This is a genomic window from Sanguibacter biliveldensis (genome assembly GCF_033798665.1).
GTDB lineage: Bacteria > Actinomycetota > Actinomycetes > Actinomycetales > Cellulomonadaceae > Sanguibacter > Sanguibacter inulinus.
In genome coordinates, this window is the sequence record NZ_CP138359.1 from 3,926,519 (window position 1) to 3,943,037 (window position 16,519).

20 protein-coding genes and 2 riboswitches are annotated in these 16,519 nt (G+C 70.7%); of the genes, 6 read left to right on the forward strand and 14 right to left on the reverse strand.

Annotated features, from left to right (window positions below):
- Nucleotide 1: 1 nt before the first annotated feature.
- Nucleotides 2–115, reverse strand: a riboswitch (SAM riboswitch).
- A gap of 110 nt (nucleotides 116–225) precedes the next feature.
- Nucleotides 226–330, forward strand: a riboswitch (SAM riboswitch).
- 6 nt (nucleotides 331–336) lie between these two features.
- Together SANBI_RS17050 and SANBI_RS17055 are read left to right on the forward strand one after the other, a co-directional pair.
- Nucleotides 337–768, forward strand: coding sequence for a rhodanese-like domain-containing protein (locus SANBI_RS17050; RefSeq protein WP_056127333.1), 432 nt, complete (start codon nucleotides 337–339; stop codon nucleotides 766–768).
- 6 nt (nucleotides 769–774) lie between these two features.
- Nucleotides 775–2,052: an O-succinylhomoserine sulfhydrylase gene (locus SANBI_RS17055; protein WP_319157190.1), complete on the forward strand. Its 1,278-nt coding sequence runs from the start codon at nucleotides 775–777 to the stop codon at nucleotides 2,050–2,052.
- Between the two features lie 118 nt (nucleotides 2,053–2,170).
- On the opposite strand, the gene purQ is transcribed toward SANBI_RS17055, so the two are convergent.
- From purQ to SANBI_RS17125, 14 genes are all read right to left on the reverse strand, one after another.
- A complete protein-coding gene (purQ, locus tag SANBI_RS17060; protein WP_319157192.1) occupies nucleotides 2,171–2,887 on the reverse strand; it encodes a phosphoribosylformylglycinamidine synthase subunit PurQ in 717 nt (238 codons plus the stop codon).
- On the reverse strand, nucleotides 2,884–3,162 hold the full coding sequence (gene purS / locus SANBI_RS17065) for a phosphoribosylformylglycinamidine synthase subunit PurS (RefSeq protein WP_179913698.1): 279 nt from the start codon (nucleotides 3,160–3,162) through the stop codon (nucleotides 2,884–2,886). The genes purQ and purS overlap by 4 nt, the downstream gene beginning before the upstream one ends.
- Before the next feature lie 208 nt (nucleotides 3,163–3,370).
- Nucleotides 3,371–3,901: a DUF4303 domain-containing protein gene (locus SANBI_RS17070; protein ID WP_319157195.1), complete on the reverse strand. Its 531-nt coding sequence runs from the start codon at nucleotides 3,899–3,901 to the stop codon at nucleotides 3,371–3,373.
- 11 nt (nucleotides 3,902–3,912) lie between these two features.
- Nucleotides 3,913–4,950: a siderophore-interacting protein gene (locus SANBI_RS17075; protein ID WP_319157197.1), complete on the reverse strand. Its 1,038-nt coding sequence runs from the start codon at nucleotides 4,948–4,950 to the stop codon at nucleotides 3,913–3,915.
- 85 nt (nucleotides 4,951–5,035) lie between these two features.
- Nucleotides 5,036–5,662, reverse strand: a complete 627-nt coding sequence (locus SANBI_RS17080; protein ID WP_319157199.1) for a hypothetical protein — start codon at nucleotides 5,660–5,662, stop codon at nucleotides 5,036–5,038.
- Nucleotides 5,655–6,287 carry a hypothetical protein gene (locus SANBI_RS17085; RefSeq protein WP_319157200.1) on the reverse strand — a complete coding sequence of 211 codons (633 nt, stop codon included), beginning with the start codon at nucleotides 6,285–6,287 and terminating at the stop codon, nucleotides 5,655–5,657. Before SANBI_RS17085 ends, SANBI_RS17080 begins: the two co-directional genes overlap by 8 nt.
- Nucleotides 6,280–6,948: a hypothetical protein gene (locus SANBI_RS17090; protein ID WP_319157202.1), complete on the reverse strand. Its 669-nt coding sequence runs from the start codon at nucleotides 6,946–6,948 to the stop codon at nucleotides 6,280–6,282. Before SANBI_RS17090 ends, SANBI_RS17085 begins: the two co-directional genes overlap by 8 nt.
- Nucleotides 6,941–7,483: a hypothetical protein gene (locus tag SANBI_RS17095; protein WP_319157204.1), complete on the reverse strand. Its 543-nt coding sequence runs from the start codon at nucleotides 7,481–7,483 to the stop codon at nucleotides 6,941–6,943. The genes SANBI_RS17090 and SANBI_RS17095 overlap by 8 nt, the downstream gene beginning before the upstream one ends.
- A gap of 120 nt (nucleotides 7,484–7,603) precedes the next feature.
- Nucleotides 7,604–7,957: a PadR family transcriptional regulator gene (locus SANBI_RS17100; RefSeq protein WP_319157206.1), complete on the reverse strand. Its 354-nt coding sequence runs from the start codon at nucleotides 7,955–7,957 to the stop codon at nucleotides 7,604–7,606.
- A gap of 102 nt (nucleotides 7,958–8,059) precedes the next feature.
- Nucleotides 8,060–8,830 carry a DUF1206 domain-containing protein gene (locus SANBI_RS17105; protein ID WP_319157208.1) on the reverse strand — a complete coding sequence of 257 codons (771 nt, stop codon included), beginning with the start codon at nucleotides 8,828–8,830 and terminating at the stop codon, nucleotides 8,060–8,062.
- A 195-nt stretch (nucleotides 8,831–9,025) separates the two neighbouring features.
- Nucleotides 9,026–9,973: a phosphoribosylaminoimidazolesuccinocarboxamide synthase gene (locus SANBI_RS17110; protein WP_319157210.1), complete on the reverse strand. Its 948-nt coding sequence runs from the start codon at nucleotides 9,971–9,973 to the stop codon at nucleotides 9,026–9,028.
- Nucleotides 9,970–11,259 carry a phosphoribosylamine--glycine ligase gene (purD, locus tag SANBI_RS17115; RefSeq protein ID WP_319157212.1) on the reverse strand — a complete coding sequence of 430 codons (1,290 nt, stop codon included), beginning with the start codon at nucleotides 11,257–11,259 and terminating at the stop codon, nucleotides 9,970–9,972. Before purD ends, SANBI_RS17110 begins: the two co-directional genes overlap by 4 nt.
- A 311-nt stretch (nucleotides 11,260–11,570) precedes the next feature.
- The gene (locus SANBI_RS17120; RefSeq protein WP_056127293.1) at nucleotides 11,571–12,860 is read right to left on the reverse strand and encodes an adenylosuccinate synthase; all 1,290 of its coding nucleotides are present in this window, start codon (nucleotides 12,858–12,860) and stop codon (nucleotides 11,571–11,573) included.
- Nucleotides 12,861–13,184: 324 nt separating this feature from the next.
- Complete coding sequence (locus SANBI_RS17125) at nucleotides 13,185–13,625, reverse strand: DUF3151 domain-containing protein (protein ID WP_056127289.1); 441 nt, start codon at nucleotides 13,623–13,625, stop codon at nucleotides 13,185–13,187.
- A gap of 148 nt (nucleotides 13,626–13,773) precedes the next feature.
- Between SANBI_RS17125 and SANBI_RS17130 the strand changes: the two genes are divergently transcribed.
- The 4 genes from SANBI_RS17130 to SANBI_RS17145 all read left to right on the forward strand — a co-directional run bounded on the left by SANBI_RS17130 (nucleotide 13,774) and on the right by SANBI_RS17145 (nucleotide 16,431).
- Nucleotides 13,774–14,133, forward strand: coding sequence for an STAS domain-containing protein (locus SANBI_RS17130; RefSeq protein WP_056127286.1), 360 nt, complete (start codon nucleotides 13,774–13,776; stop codon nucleotides 14,131–14,133).
- Nucleotides 14,134–14,372: 239 nt separating this feature from the next.
- Complete coding sequence (locus SANBI_RS17135; RefSeq protein ID WP_235533785.1) at nucleotides 14,373–14,996, forward strand: AIM24 family protein; 624 nt, start codon at nucleotides 14,373–14,375, stop codon at nucleotides 14,994–14,996.
- A gap of 2 nt (nucleotides 14,997–14,998) precedes the next feature.
- A complete protein-coding gene (locus SANBI_RS17140; RefSeq protein ID WP_319157216.1) occupies nucleotides 14,999–15,673 on the forward strand; it encodes an AIM24 family protein in 675 nt (224 codons plus the stop codon).
- Between the two features lie 14 nt (nucleotides 15,674–15,687).
- Nucleotides 15,688–16,431: an AIM24 family protein gene (locus SANBI_RS17145; RefSeq protein WP_056127279.1), complete on the forward strand. Its 744-nt coding sequence runs from the start codon at nucleotides 15,688–15,690 to the stop codon at nucleotides 16,429–16,431.
- The last annotated feature ends 88 nt before the right edge of the window (nucleotides 16,432–16,519 follow it).

Below are 16,519 nucleotides of genomic sequence, written 5' to 3' on the forward strand. Positions count from 1 at the left end.
ATTCCCGCGCTTGCCGGAGACCATCTGGTTCCGGCCAGGTCGTCACCCGGGGCACCCCACCGCGGAGGAGGGTTGCCGGCCAGCAAACCGGGGTTACACGCTGGCACTCATGACCTGCGTCAAGGATTGGCGAGGTTTTCGGGGGTGTCAATCAGCGAGCGCAGTCTGTCTTGCATGCTGGACGGGCTGTCTCATTCTGGGGGTCGAGGGCGATGCTCAGAGGGACAACCATCCAGAGCGGCTGAGTGACCTGGCACGACGACGCCGCAGCAACCCCTCCGACGAGCTCGACGTCGGGGCGAGGGTGCTACCGCCACGGACCGATGGAGGCATGACATGAGCTACGCAGGCGACCTCACCCCGCAGCAGGCCTGGGACCTGCTCGAGACCACCCCCGACGCCGTCCTCGTCGACGTGCGCACAGTCGGCGAGTGGCAGCAGATCGGCGTCCCCGACCTCTCCCCGCTCGATGGTGACCGCGAGGTCGTCTTCACCGAGTGGGCGACGGCCTTCGGCCCCAACCCGCGCTTCCTCGACCAGCTGGCCGAGGCTGGCCTCACACCCGGCGACGGCCGCCCGGTGATCTTCCTGTGCCGCTCGGGCAACCGGTCGATCGGTGCGGCTGTCGACGCGACGGCAGCCGGCTTCGGTCCGTCGTACAACGTGCTCGAAGGTTTCGAGGGCGACACGGACCTCTCCGGCGGGCGGACCGTCAACGGCTGGCGCCTGCGCGGCCTGCCGAGCACCACCTACACCGCTGGGGAGTGAACGAGGATGTCGACCACCCCTGACGCCCCGGCCGGCGCTTCGGCCGCGACCGCACCGACCGTCCCGTCATCCGACCCGACCCGACCTCCGCGCACTGTCCGTGCCGCGACCGCTGCTGTCCGCGGTGGCCAGGTCCGCTCCGAGTTCCAGGAGACCTCTGAGCCGATCTACCTCACCCAGGGCTACGTCTACGCGCAGGCCGCCGACGCCGAGGCGGCCTTCAAGGGCGAGACCGACCGCTTCATCTACTCCCGCTACGGCAACCCGACGGTCCACATGTTCGAGGAGCGTCTGCGGCTCCTCGACGGCGCCGAGGCCTGCTACGCGACGGCGACAGGCATGTCCGCAGTCTTCACCTCCCTCGCGGCCCTCGTGAAGTCCGGGTCCCGTATCGTCTCGGCCCGCGCGCTCTTCGGCTCGACCGTGGTGATCTTCGACGAGATCTTCGCCGACTGGGGAGTCACCGTGGACTACGTCGACGGCCACGAGACCGAGCAGTGGGAGGCGGCCCTGGCCACCCCGGCCGACGTCGTCTTCTTCGAGACCCCGTCCAACCCGATGCAGGACATCGTCGACGTCGAGCGCGTCTGCGAGCTCGCGCACGCCGCCGGCGCTGTCGTCGTCCTCGACAACGTCTTCGCGACGCCGATCCTGCAGAAGCCCTTCGAGCTCGGCGCCGACGTCGTGGTGTACTCGGCGACCAAGCACATCGACGGGCAGGGCCGTGTGCTCGGCGGGGCGATCCTCGGGTCGAAGGAGTACATCGAGGGACCTGTCCAGAAGTTCATCAGGAACACTGGACCCTCGCTCAGCCCTTTCAACGCCTGGGTGCTGCTCAAGGGACTCGAGACCTTGCCGATCCGTGTCGCCGCGCAGACCGCCGCAGCGCTGCGGGTCGCCGAGCACCTCGAGACGCTGCCGGGGATCACCCGGGTCCGCTACCCGTTCCTGCCGTCGCACCCGCAGCACGAGCTCGCCCGGAAGCAGCAGACCGGCGGCGGGACCGTCGTCACCTTCGACCTCGCGGTCCCCGAGGGCACCGACCCGGAGTCGGCCAAGAAGCGCACCTTCGCCTTCCTCGACGCCCTCGAGGTCATCGACATCTCGAACAACCTCGGCGACGCGAAGTCGCTCATCACGCACCCCGCGACGACCACGCACCGCAGGATCGGCCCGGAGGGACGCGCTGCCGTGGGCATCGCGGAGACGACGGTGCGCCTGAGCGTCGGGCTCGAAGACGTGCAGGACCTCATCGAGGACGTGGAGATCGCGCTCCAGGCGTGAGAGGCAGCCGTCCGGCCGTCGCGGACGGACCGCCACGAGAGACGTGGCCCCAGCCGGAATCCGGCTGGGGCCACGTCTGTCGTGCTGAGGTGCTGGTGGTGCTGATCGTCCCGCTACGTCAGGCGGTGACGAGGGTCCCGAGCACCGAGGTGAAGAAGGTGAGCCCGTCGGTCCCGGCGCGAGGGCCAGCCTCGGCGGCCGTCCCGAAGCCCACCTCGACGGCGTGCTCGGGGTGCGGCATGAGCCCGACGACGTTGCCCGCAGCGTTCGTGATCCCGGCGATCCCGCGCCGCGAGCCGTTGGGGTTCTCACCGGCGTAGCGGAAGACGACGCGGCCTTCGCCCTCGAGCTCGTCGAGGGTGTGCTCGTCGGCGACGAACTGCCCGTCCTGGTTCTTGAGCGGGATGGTGATCTCCTGGCCGGCGCGGAAGCCGCGCGTCCAGGCGGTGTCGGCGTTCTCGACCGTGAGGCGCTGCTCGCGGCACAGGAAGGACAGCGACTCGTTCTTGATCATCGAGCCGGGCAGCAGGTGCGACTCGGTGAGGATCTGGAAGCCGTTGCAGATGCCGAGGACGGGCAGGCCGCCGTTCGCGGCGTCGACGAGGACGTCCATGACGGGCGCGAAGCGCGAGATCGCCCCGGCACGCAGGTAGTCCCCGTAGGAGAAGCCGCCCGGCAGGACCACGGCGTCGACCCCGTGGAGGTCGGCGTCGGCGTGCCACAGCGGGACCGCGGTGCCACCGGCGATGCGGACCGCGCGGGCCGCGTCGCGGTCGTCGAGCGTGCCGGGGAAGGTGATGACGCCGATGCGCGCGCCGGTGAGGACGTCGCTCATGCCTGGGCGCCCTGGACGGCGTCGAGGCTCGCGGCGTCGACGACGGCCACGACGTCTTCGATGATCGGGTTGGAGAGCACCGTGGCTGCGGCCTCGCGGGCGGCGGCGAGGACCTCGTCGGTCACCGGCCCGTCGACCTCGAGCTCGAAGCGCTTGCCCTGGCGCACGCTGGTGAAGCCTGTGAGACCGAGGCGCGGCAGGGCGTTGGCGACGGCCTTCCCCTGCGGGTCGAGGATCTCGGGCTTGGGCATGACGTCGACGACTACGCGTCCCACGGGGGCTCCTAGTGCTCGGTTCTGGTCACGCGAGGGCGTGAGGGCGGAAGCGCGCGAGGCCCCGGCCGAGAGACGGCCAGGCGGTCCTCTGAGTGCTTCGCGGACAGTTTATCGCGAGGCTGCGCGCGGGCGTGCGCGCGTCTCGCGACGGGCGTCGCAAGGGCTTCACCGGCACCCCGCTGATCTCCGAGGCTGCTGCCCCTCGGGGTCAGCGCTCGGCCGACCCGACCTCCGCGGCCTCGTCTAGCCAAGCTGCCAGGAGCGGGCTGGCCGGGTTGAGACGTCGCGCGCTCTCCGCACCGGTCTCGTCCGGCGGCATCGTCGTCACGAGGAGCAGAACATCTGCCCGGGCGTCCCCCGCCCCGAAGAGACCGTCGGCGTCTAGGGCTCGGAGGGCCGCCTCCATCGATGCCAGTCGGAGGTCGTACTCTGCCTGGGCCTGCTCTGCAGACATGTCGAAGAGATCGCCACGCGCCGTGAAGAGCTCCTCGAGCCCAGCGAGGTGCTCGTCTCCGTAGACGGCGAAAGGGCTGTCCGGCAGGTCCCACCGGGTCGCGTCGTCCGGGGTGACGATGAGATACGGCCGGAGCGCCTCACCGCTGGTGGCGAGCGCGTAGACGCAGAACGGTCCGGGGTGCTCGTCGTGGAGCTGCTGGACAGCGAGCCGCGTCCCGCGCACGATCTCGGCAGTCAGGGCAGGATCGGGGGCCGGAGCCGCCGAGAGTTCAGGTGCGGTCACGACCGCTCAGGTCAGCCCTCGGCCTTGCCGCGGCGCCAGTAGCCCATGAAGGCCACGGAGCGGCGGTCGATGCCGAGGTCGCTCACCAGGTGGCGGCGGAGCAGCTTGATGACGCCTGCCTCGCCGGCGATCCAGGCGTAGCAGTCGGTGAGCGGGCGCGCCGAGTCTTCGACCGTCGGCACCTCCCACAGGATGTTCTGGTCGACGTCCACGTCGTCCAGCTCGGCCGCCGCGGGGCGGGCCGGGAGGGTGATGCGCTCGATCGGCACCTCGTGGCACGACATGTCGCACAGCCCGGCAGCCTGCTTGGCGGCGCAGAGCTGCATGTGGGAGCGGACGGCGCGGTCGAGGAGGCTGCCGTGCTCGACCGGCGCGGCGCCGCGTCGGCTGCGCGGCAGCCACGTGATCGAGACGCCCTCGGCCAGGTCGAGCGGCAGCGCGTCGGCCTCGAGCGGGACCTCGACGAAGGCGTGCGCCTGCGTGCCGGGGGCGAGCGACTCGAGGATAGAGCAGATGGCGGGGGCCGCAGTCTCGTCGCCGGCGAGCAGCAGCGTGCTCGCGGAGGCGGGCGGTGCCCACTCGATGCCGGACGGCGGTCCGTCGTAGCGGGCGTTCGGGCCGATGAGGACACAGGGCGTGCCGACCTCGGCCGTCTGGAGCCAGCGGGCGGCGGGCCCGTCGTGGCCGTCCTCGGAGACGTGGACGACGAGGTCGATGTCGATCTCACCGAGCCCGACGTGCGGGCGGACGGCGCGGACCGTGTAGGTGCGCAGCGGGCAGCGGAGCTCGTCGGGCAGCTCGCGCCACGCGGCGTACCAGCTGTCACCCTCGAAGTCTGCGGCGTCCGGGCGGTGGCCGGCCTCGTTGGGGAGGACGAGCTTGATGCGCTGGTCGAGACCGTCGGTGCCGAAGGCAGCGGCGTCAGGCCCCGTGAACGTGATGCGGACGAAGGACGGGCTCAGCTGCTGCACCCGGGAGACCGTGACGTCGAAGACGCGGTACGCGGGCTCGGCGCTCGTGACGGTCTCGGTCGTCGCTGTCGTCGTCATGCTTCGAGTATGGCATGCCTAACCTTGGACAGGTAAGGCTTCGCTGCCTAGAGCTCGTGTGGAAGATGCCACACGAGGACAGCCGTCAGGTTCCGTGGATCCGGTGCGGTGCGCCCACGTACCCCGTCGACGCCCGGAACTGCTCCAGCTCCTGGAGGGCATCTGCCCGCTCCGACCGCGGCCGCAGCTCGGGCGGGACCCACCCACTCACGTGCTTGCGCCAGACCTGGCGGGCCTTGACGCGAGGCCCGACCACGGTCCCCACGACTCCCAGGAGGACGTAGGCGGGCCACGCGCTGAGCGCCGTCAGGACGAGCTGCGCATCCCTCGACACGAGGGACACCACCGAGAAGATGAGGGCAAGGATCACCATGTACCCCGCGTACCACCGAGCTGCGTGCAGGCGACCCAGCAGGTCGTCGATCATCCAGACCCTGTACTGCTCCGGGAGGTCGCTCTCGACGATCCTGTATCGCAGCCACGGCAGCAGAGGCGGGTGCTCCCGCAGCCGCAGCGACCACCCGGCCCAGAGCACCGAGAACCCGTCTCGGAGCCGGACCGTCGCCGCGTCAGGCCCGGCAAGGTCGACGAGGGTGCCCACAAGGTCCTCGCCGTAGGCGTAGCGCCAGCGGCGCGGGTAGGCGCGCAGCCACAGGCGTGCGGAACGCTCGAGACGACCGCCACCCGAGCCGTTGGAAGAACCCTCACCCACGGGTCGCACCTCCACCGATAGACCATCCGCCGCGTCCCTGACGCAGAGACGCGCGGTACAGGGCGAGCTCGGTCTGCGCATCCAACCGCTCCGACCGCCGCCTCAGCTCGGGTGGGACCCACCCGCCGACATGCCTGCGCCAGGCCTTGCGTGCCCAGTACCGAGCTCCGAACAACATCTGCACCACCAGAGGGCCGCTCACGATCGCCAGGAAGACGACAGGGTCAGGAGGGATCAGCTGACGCACGGCCGGGAAGAGCACGCCGACCAGGGCGATGCCGCCGACGACCACCATCAGCCCCACAGCCATGCCCCGCGCGGCATAGGACCAGCCCAGCAGGTCGTCCATCACCCAAGACCGGTACCGCGCAGGCAGGCGCCTCTCGAACAGCCTGTATGCCAGCCACGGCAGCAGGGGCGGGTGCTCCCGCAGCCGCAGCGACCAGCCGGCGCGGAGTACCGAGAGGCCGTCACGGAGTCGGACCGTCGCCGCGTCAGGCCCGGCTAGGTCGACCAAGGTGCCCACAAGGTCCTCGCCGTACGCGAACCGCCAGCGACGCGGGTAGGCCCGGGACCACAACCCAGCACTGCGCTCGAGCAACGACGTGCGGCGCGGCTCAGCCATGCGACGCCTCTGGTCTACCTGCCGGCCCAGCCTGTCTCTGCATCGAGGCTGCACGGTACTCCGCCAGCTCTCGCGCCGGATCTCCGGGGCTCGACCGCGGGCGGAGCTCGGGCGGGACCCAGGCACTGACCTGCCGTCGCCAGATCCGGCGTGGAATGAACCGCGGGTAGAGCAGTGAGCTGAGAGCAGGCGCACCCCAGACCATGGCGTAGAACCATGGATCACCCTGCAGCGACGGCACCGGGTCTGAGAACAACAACGCCCAGCCGACGTAGAGCAGTGCGAGACATGCTGTGTAGATCAGTACCGACCGGACGGCGAACAGACGTCCGAGCACGTCGTCTGCGACCCACGCCCTGTAGCGCTGGGCCAACCTCATCTCGAAGAACCTGTATCCCAACCACGGCAGCAGCGGCGGGTGCTCGCGCAGCCGCAGCGACCACCCGGCCCAGAGCACCGACAGCCCGTCGCGCAGCCGAACGGTCCGAGCGTCCGGCCCGGCGAGGTCGAGCAGCGTCCCGACGAGGTCCTCGCCGTACGAGGACCGCCACCGGCGAGGGTAGGCACGCAGCCAGATGCGGGCGGAGCGATCGACGCGGCGTTGACGGAGGTCGAGCCGGGAGACACCGCCTCGCGAATCGTCGTCGACCAGGTCATCCACGTCTCTCGCCCCCTTCGATCGTGCTGCTCTCGTCGCCCCGCAGCTCCGTGTGCACCACGAGACTGCTGCCGGTCAGGTCCGGCTCGGTCGCCTGCAGTTCCGATCGCGGCCGGAGCTCCACTGGGATCTGTGTCCCGACGTGTCGCCGCCAGGTGCGCCGGACTCCGGGGCCTGGCGGCAGCAGCGCGAGACCGAAGACCATCGCCCCGTAGACGGAGACGAAGCCCGTCGGGTTCGCAAAGATCCGTGGAGCGAGCACCGGGAAGACCGCAGACAGGACGAGGAACGTCGTGAAGACGACCGCGAGCGCCGAGACGCCTCGCCGGACCAGGAAGAACCTCCCGAGCAGGTCGTCCATCGTCCACGCCCTGTGCTGCGCCGACAGCTTCCGTTCGAACAGCCTGTAGGCGAGCCACGGCCCGAGCGGCGGGTGCTCTCGCCATCGCAGCGCCCACCCGGCACGCACGACCGACACCCCGTCGCGCCACCGCACAGTCCACGCTCCGGGCTCGACCAGGTCGAGCAGCGTCCCCACGAGGTCCGCCCCGGATGCCGTCCGCCACCGGCGCGGATAGGCACGCAGCCACAGCCGAGCGCTTCGCTCGGCCGACGACCTGCTTGCTGTAGTCTCGCCCGCCCCCTTGCCAGCCATCGTTCACGCACCCCCGAGCACGGGGCGCCCGAGCCCTCGGGGTCGGTCGAGCAGCCGCTGCGCGCGAGCCGCGAGACGCGCGAGGTTCTCGGTCTCGGCCTGCGCGGCCTGGGCGCCGAGGTCGGTCGCGCGGTAGTACCTGCGCAACCGGCCGTCGACGATCTCTTCGCCGTCGGCGGCGACCATCCCGGCGGCGAGCAGCCTGTCGAGGTTGCCGTAGAGCGTCCCCGCGGCGAGCTTGACGTCGCCGCTGGACAGCTCGGCCACCTGCTTGATGACCCCGTACCCGTGCTGGCGCTCTTGCACGAGCGTGAGCAGGATGAGGTACGCCTGCTGCGTCATCCGGAACGAGGTCATGGCACGACGCTAGCCACCCTCGATATATATCGTCAAGCGATGCATGCAGAGATGACGGGGGGCGCGAGCAGAGTCACCGCCCGCGCCCTCCCGTGCAGCAGCTCAGACCTTCGCGTGCTTCGCGCGCCCGAAGGAGTACACCCCGTACGCAGCGAAGCCGATCGCGACGAGCGTCAGCAGGACCGGACCGTAGGGGAGCCCGGCGAGCGCGTGGAGCGCGGAGTCGAGACCTTCAGCCTGCTCCGGGTCGCTCTGCACGGCGGCGGCGACGAGCAGCACACCGACGACGCCGAGCGCAGCGCCCTTGCCGACGTACCCGATGCGGCCCGCCCGGCGGACCCAGCGGCTCGGGCTCGACTCGAGGTCCTCGAGGAACTTCTCCTTCCAGCCCTTCACCACGTGGTAGACCCCGACAGCCACCACGCCGAGGCCGACGACACCTACGAGGGCGCGGCCAGCACCGGAGGACATGAGGCTGGACGTCGCCCCACCCGAACCGCCGCTCGACCCGCTCGTGAGCACCGACACCGTGGTGAAGGCCAGCACGCCGTAGGTCACGGCCTTCGCCGCCGCCTTGATGCGGTCCTTCGTCTCGCCCCAGGCGACGGCCTCGGTGATCTGCCACAGCGCGAGGAGCACGAAGCCGACGAACAGCACCCACAGCAGCACCTGACCGGCTCCGTCGCCGGCGAGCTGCTGCAGAGCACCCTCCTGGTCCGCCTGCTCGCCGCCCGAGGTCCACGCGAGCTGGACCGTCACCCAGGCGAGGAGCAGGTGCAGGACACCGCTCGCGCCGTAGCCGAGACGCGCGCCCTTCTCGACGAGAGGGTGGTCCCCGGCGCGGGAGGCTGCACTCTGAACGTTTCCAGTCATGGGTCGAGACTGGCATCGGGTGACTCACAGCGCACGCCCAGGCATGGCGGACGTGACGACCGCCACGTCGTTGCAGGCTCGTCTCAGGCGCCCGCCGGGACACCTCAGACGAGGCCCCGCGTCACGTGACCGACCCAGGCGTCGCTCGAGCGCAGCCCGCTCTGCCTGAGCGAGCCACGCACGTCAGCCCTGCTCCTAGAGCTCAGCCCCGGTCAGCCGCCTGTACGCGTCGAGGTACCTCTCGCGCGTCGCCTCGACGACCTCGTCGGACAGCGCCGGCGGCGGGGTGTCCGAGTCCTTGTCCCACCCGGACTCTGCCGAGACGAGCCAGTCGCGGATCGGCTGCTTGTCGAAGCTCGGCTGCGCCTGACCGGGCACCCAGCGGTCTGCAGCCCAGAAGCGCGAGGAGTCCGGGGTGAGCACCTCGTCGCCGAGGATGATCTCGCCCGTCGCCGGGTCGACCCCGAACTCGAGCTTGGTGTCGGCCAGGATGATGCCGCGCTCCCGGGCGATGCTCTCGGCCCGCGCGTAGACGGCCAGGGTCAGGTCGCGCAGCCTGGTCGCGTCCTCCAGCCCGATGGTCGAGGCCACGACCTCGAAGCTGACGTTCTCGTCGTGCTCCCCGACCTCGGCCTTGGTGGCCGGCGTGAAGATGGGCTCGGGCAGCCGCGACCCGTCCACGAGGCCCTCGGGCAGCGGGACCTCGCAGACCGACCGGCTCTGCCGGTACTCGACCAGCCCAGACCCTGTGAGGTACCCGCGGACGACGCACTCGACGGGGAACATCTCGAGACGACGGCACACCATGGCGCGCCCCGCGACGGCGTCGGGGACCAGACCGTCACCGGGCATCGCCGACGCCTCGGTGCTCACCACGTGGTTGCCGACGATGTCGGTCAGCTGCTCGAACCACCACAGGCTCAGCTGCGTCAGGACGGTCCCCTTGTCGGGGATCCCGGGGCTGAGCACGGCGTCGTAGGCGCTCACCCGGTCCGACGCGACGACGAGGACGACGTCGCCGAGCGGGTGCACGCCGCCGTAGTGAGCCAGGTCGGGCTCGTAGAGGTCACGGACCTTGCCCGAGTAGACGTGCCGCCACCCCGAGAGCTGCAGGGGCGCGTCGCCCTGCGTCTGCGCGCTCATCGGGCGTCCGCCGCAGCCTGCTCGGCGATGTCCGTGCGGTGGTGCGAGCCAGGCAGCACGATGCGGTCGACACCCGAGTAGGCGAGGCGTCGCGCCTCGGAGAGGGTCTCGCCGACGCCCACGACGGAGAGCACACGCCCGCCGGCGCTGCGCAGCACACCCTCGTCGTCGGTCGCCGTGCCCGCGTGCAGCACGTGGACCCCGGGGAGGCTCTCGGCCTCGCCGACACCGGTGACCGGACCGCCGGTCCGTGGTGCGGCCGGGTAGCCGTCCGAGGCCACGACGACGGTCACCGCGGCCTCGTCGCGCCAGCGGAGCTCCGGGAGCTCGGCGAGCCGGCCCGTCGAGGCGGACAGCAGCAGCTCGGAGAGCGGGGTCTCGAGGCGGGAGAGCACCACCTGGGTCTCCGGGTCGCCGAAGCGCGCGTTGAACTCGATGACGCGGGTGCCGCGGCTGGTGAGCGCGAGCCCGACGTAGAGCACTCCGACAAAGGGGATACCGCGCGAGCGCATCTCGTCGATGGTCGGCTGCGCGATGCGCTCGACCACCTCGGCGGTCAGCCCCTCGGGAGCCCACGGCAGCGGGCTGTACGCGCCCATGCCGCCGGTGTTGGGGCCGGCGTCGTCGTCGAAGGCGCGCTTGAAGTCCTGCGCCGGGGCGAGCGGGACGACGGTCTGGCCGTCGCTGATGCAGAAGAGCGACACCTCGGGGCCGTCGAGGAACTCTTCGACGACGACGCGCGGGTCTCCCCCGCGGTCCGGGTTGGCGAAGCACTCCTGCGCGTGACGCAGCGCCTCGAGACGGTCGCTCGTCACCACGACGCCCTTGCCGGCGGCGAGGCCGTCATCCTTGACGACGAAGGGCGGACCGAAGTCGTCGAGGGCGTCACCCACCTGGTCGACGGTCGAGCAGACGTGAGCCTTCGCGGTCGGCACGTGGGCTGCGGCCATGACGTCCTTGGCGAAGGCCTTCGAGCCCTCGAGCCGGGCGGCGTCGGCGCTCGGGCCGAAGACCGGGGTCCCGGTCGCCCGGACGGCGTCGGCGACACCGGCGACGAGCGGAGCCTCGGGTCCGACGACCACGAGGTCGGCGCCGATCTGCTGCGTCAGCTCGGCGACGGCGCGACCGTCGAGGGCGTCGACCTTGTGCAGCGTGGCGAGGGCGGCGATCCCCGGGTTCCCGGGCGCCGCGTGCAGCTCGTGCCGTCCCCCGGCGGGGGCCTCCTGCGCGAGCGAGTGGACGATGGCGTGCTCACGAGCACCGGACCCGACGACGAGAATCTTCACGGGACGTGAGTCTACTGATCGAGCCCGCAGACGACAGCGGGCGGGACCCGTCCTGAGACAGGTCCCACCCGCGCGGTGCTCGACGCCTCCATCCAGCCACCGGTCCCCCGGCAGCCCCGGCAGCCCGGCAGCCCCGCAGCCCCGCAGCCCCGCAGCCCCGCAGCCCCGCAGCGAGATCGTGACTCCGGAGCGAGATCGATGCCCCGGAAGCCCGAGCTCGCTCCGAAGTCACGATCTCGGGGCTAGGAGCCCAGATCCAGCCCCCGGCTCGCACCTGAGTACGGCCTGGGGCTGGAAGCTGGCCTCAGACCTCAGTCGTCGATCAGGTCGTGGCGCTGGATGGTGGCCTCGCGGCCGGGGCCGACGCCGATCGACGAGATCCGTGCGCCCGACATCGCCTCGAGGGCGAGGACGTAGGCCTTCGCGTTCTCGGGAAGCTCGTCGAAGGTGCGCACGCCGGAGATGTCCTCGGTCCAGCCGGGGAACTCTTCGTAGATCGGGGTCGCGTGGTGGAAGGCGCTCTGGTCCGTCGGCATCTCGTCGTGGCGGACACCGTCGACGTCGTAGGCCACGCAGACCGGGATCTTCTCGATGCCGGTGAGGACGTCCAGCTTGGTCATGACGAGGTCGGTGAGGCCGTTGACGCGCGAGGCGTAGCGGGCGATCACGGCGTCATACCAGCCGCAGCGACGCGCGCGACCTGTCGTGACGCCGACCTCGCCGCCGACGCGTGCGAGGAACTCGCCCCACTCGTCGAAGAGCTCGGTCGGGAAGGGTCCCTCGCCCACGCGGGTCGTGTACGCCTTGATGACGCCGACCACGCGGTCGATCCGGGTCGGGCCGACACCCGCACCCGTGATGACACCACCGGCGGTCGCGTTCGAGGACGTGACGAAGGGATACGTGCCGTGGTCGATGTCGAGCATCGTCGCCTGGCCGCCCTCGAAGAGGACGGTCTTGCCCTCGTCGAGAGCCGTGTTGAGCACGAGCGAGGTGTCGGCGACCATCGGGCGCAGGCGCTCGGCGTACTGCATGAGCTCCTCGACTGTCTCGTCGACGGTGATCGCGCGGCGGTTGTAGACCTTCACGAGCAGGTGGTTCTTCTGCTCGAGGGCGCCCTCGACCTTGGCGCGCAGGATCTTCTCGTCGAAGAGGTCCCACACGCGGATGCCGACACGGTTGATCTTGTCGGAGTAGGTCGGGCCGATGCCGCGGCCGGTCGTGCCGATCTTCCGCTTGCCGAGGAAGCGCTCGGTGACCTTGTCCATGATGCGGTTGTACGGCGCGATGACGTGCGCGCTGCCCGAGACGAGCAGTCGGGAGACGTCGACGCCACGCGCGATGAGCGCGTCGAGCTCTTGGTAGAGGACCTCGATGTCGATGACGACACCGTTGCCGATGACGGGGGTGACGCCTGGTGAGAGGATCCCGGAGGGCAGCAGGTGCAGGGCGTACTTGTCACCGTTGATGACCACGGTGTGCCCGGCGTTGTTCCCGCCGTTGAACTTCACGACGTAGTCGACCCGAGAGCCGAGCTGGTCCGTCGCCTTGCCCTTGCCTTCGTCGCCCCACTGGGCACCGACGACGATCACGGCTGGCATGGAATCCCCACCTTCAACCTGCCTGTCTGTGGCAGCCGCAGCGGCTCGACTTCGCGCTGGTGCTCAGGACTCTCGGGCGGCAGTGACCCGATCTCCCCGGCGAGTTTACCGTCCGGAACCCCCGGACGCACGGGTCGTCCCACGACTGCGGGCCCGCGGTGAGACGAGACCGCCGGCCGTCTCTCCTCGAGGACGGCCGGCGGACGTCGCGCGGGCGGGGCGGCACGGTGCTGTCGGTGCAGTGCGGCCCGGCGCTGTCAGGGCACCGGGCGCAGGCAGGTCATCCCAGCAGAGTCGCGTCCCTCAGCACGGCTGGCCCGTCCGTCAGCGCAGCGCGGCGACGGCGTCGGCCGAGACCCCGGAGTCGACGAGGAAGGTCTGGCAGCGTGCTGCCTCGTCGTCCTCGCCGATGGCAGCAGCCGCCTCCGCGAGCGCGAGCAGCGCCCGCAGGAATCCCTGGTTCGGCGCGTGCGTGACGGGGATCGGCCCCTGGCCGCGCCAGCCTGCGCGGCGCAGGGAGTCGAGGCCGCGGTGGTACCCGGTGCGGGCGAAGGCGTAGGCGGTGACGTCGTCCCCGCGGTCGAGCGCGGCCTCGGCGAGGAGCGCCCAGGCGTAGGAGGAGGACGGGACGTCCCGCGCGACGTCCTGCGCGCTGCGTCCGCCGTCGATCTCGGCGCGTGCCGCGACGTCGGGGTGGTCGGCGCCGAGCAGCGTGGGCGCCGGGCCGAGGAGGTTCGAGGACGGGTCGAGGGGTGCGTGGCTCATGGGTCCCATTGTGCCCCGGCGGAGGCGTCAGGGCGCCGGGCGCTGTGGACCCTGTGGACAGAGTCGCGCGGAGACCCGACGGAGCCGTTGCCGAGTCGTGACCGGACCAGGGTGCGGCCCTGGGAGGGCGTCGATAGAGTCGGGCCTCATGATCGAGATCGCAACATCCCCGGCGACCACCACGCTCGTGATCGCCGGCGACCTCGACCTCGCCGAACGTGACCAGTTCCCCGAGATCGCCGCGCGTGTGGTCGGTCTGCGGCGTCAGCTGCTGGTCATCGACATGTGCCGGGTGACCTTCATGGACTCCACGGGCGCGGCCTTCCTCATCTCTCTCGCCGACTCCGGCCGCAAGCGCGGCGGTGCGACGGTCCTGCGCGGCTGCGACGACCGCGACCTCTTCGTGCTCGAGGTCTGCGGCGCGCTCGAGCTGTTCAGGATCGACCCGGACCACTCCTGCGCCCCCGAGACCCCGGCCACGGGCGTCCCTGTCGTCGAGCACCGCTGACGCAGGACGGCCCGTCACCAGGCCACCCGCTGACCCGCAGGATGCGTGACCGGCCCCCCGGACACCTCGTCCTACCCCTACGCCGCGCCCACCACCAGGGTGAAGCTCACCCGGTGTGGAGCACTCCCCATGTCCTCGACGCGCGCCGAGCCTCTAGGGTCTCCATGACGAACGAGCAGGGACGCGCAGCAGCGACGTCCACCAGGGCACGGACGCACGAACCAGACGATGGAGAGCACGTGGCACAGCTACGCATGACCGGGCACAGGGTGCTGGTCGCAGACCTCAGGGGCGAGACCATCCGAGCCGTCACAGGATCGATGGTCGCCTACGAGGGGGACGTGACGTTCAAGAACGCCGGCATGGGCGGGGGGGACGGCTTCAAGGCCGCGTTCAAGCGCAAGATGACGGGCGAGTCGCTGTCCTTCATGGAGGTGACGGGCCACGGCAGCGTGCACTTCGCGGTCGACGCCCAGCACATCACGCTGGTGCAGCTCGAGAACGACACCATGAGCGTCGAGGCCTCCCAGCTGCTCGCGATCGACGGCCAGGTCCGCATGGACGTGAAGTTCTCCGGCCTGCGCGGTGCGACCTCCGGCCAGGGGCTGTTCACCACGACGGTCTCGGGGACCGGCACGATCGCGCTGCTCTCGGCCGGTGGGCCGCTCATCGCGCTCGGTGTGACCCCGCAGACCCCGCTCGTCGCCGACCCTGACGCCTTCGTGGCGTTCCAAGGTCAGCTCAACCAGAGCTTCGTCACGGACGTGACGTGGCGGTCCGCCGTCGGCGGCGGCAGCGGCGAGGCGTTCTCGTTGCGCTTCGACGGCCACGGCGTCGTCTACATCCAGCCCGAGGAGCGGTAGAGATGGTCATGGAGATCGAGAACGGCAAGGTCCTCAAGACGACGATCACCCCCGGTGCTCAGCTCACGGCCCGCAAGGGCAGCATGCTGTACTACCGCGGCGACGTGCGCTTCGTCCCGCACTCGATGGGCGGCGGCGGAGGCATGCCCGGCTTCGGCGCGATGGCCGGCGCGGCCGGTCGCATGATGCAGGGCGAGCACGTCGCGATGATGACCGTCGAGGGTCAGGGCGAGTCGTACTTCGGCCACGACGGTCTGTACATCGACATCGTCCAGCTCGACGGCGCCAACCAGCTGACCGTCGAGGCGAGCCGGCTGCTCGCCTACGAGGGCTACCTGCAGACCGCGATCGTCCCGCTCACGCAGCAGGGCGGCATGCGAGGTGCCGTCCGCGGTGCCGTGACCGGGCAGGGCATGTTCACCACGCAGCTCAGCGGCCAGGGCTCGGTCGCGGTCCTGTCCCACGGCGGGACCTTCTCGCTCGAGGTGGGCCCGGGGCACCCCGAGGTCGTCGTCGACCCGCAGGCCTACGTCGGTCACCGCGGACCGATCACCGTGGACCTCACGGCGAAGGTCGGGTTCCGCGACGTCGTCGGCAAGGGGTCCGGCGAGGCCACACAGCTGAAGTTCACCGGCCAGGGCACCGTGTGGGTCCAGGCGTCCGAGCAGAAGTTCTGAGCAGGAGACACGACATGAGCATCCAGATCCTCGACCCGTCGACCCTGCCGACGAACGACAACCTGCCGGGCAACTCCTACGCCTTCTGCGTCGACCTCGACGGCACGCCGTGGTTCACGTCCAAGGGCGCGATGATCGCGTACTACGGCACCGTCCAGTTCGAGCCGCTGAGCCGGACGAGCGTGACAGGCATGGTCGCCTCGCAGTTCTCGTCCCCGCTCTACGCCGACGACTGGGTGATCGCCCAGGGCCGCGGCAAGCTGATCCTCGGCGACCGCGGCTTCGACATCAACTCCTTCGACCTCGACGAGGGCAACCTGACGATCCGCGCCTCGAGCCTGCTGGCCTTCGAGCCAGGACTGAGCCTCAAGCAGTCGATCGTGCCGGGGTTCCTCACGCTGCTCGGGACGGGCAAGTTCCTCGCCTCGTCGAACGGCCCCGTGATGTTCGCGGAGCCGCCGCTGCGCGTCGACCCGCAGGCCCTCGTCGGGTGGGCTGACACCCCGGCGCCCTCGCACCACTTCGACGCCGAGTGGATGAGCTCGTTCCTGAGCGCCGCGGCAGGGTTCTTCGGCATGGACTCGGGCGAAGAGCGCCAGTTCGACTTCACGGGGACCGGCACGGTGCTCATCCAGTCGAGCGAGAAGGTCCTCGACGACACCCACATGTTCCGCCACGTGGAGTCGCAGACCGCGAGCCTGAGCCAGGTGAGCCTGCAGCAGCTGCACAGGTCGATCGGCGCACGCCTGCAGCAGTGACACCGGCGGTGCCGGCCTGGGGTGCGCCCCCGGCCGGCGCCGCCCTCCGGCTCAGGCACACGCTTCACCGCCCTCCGGCTCACGCACA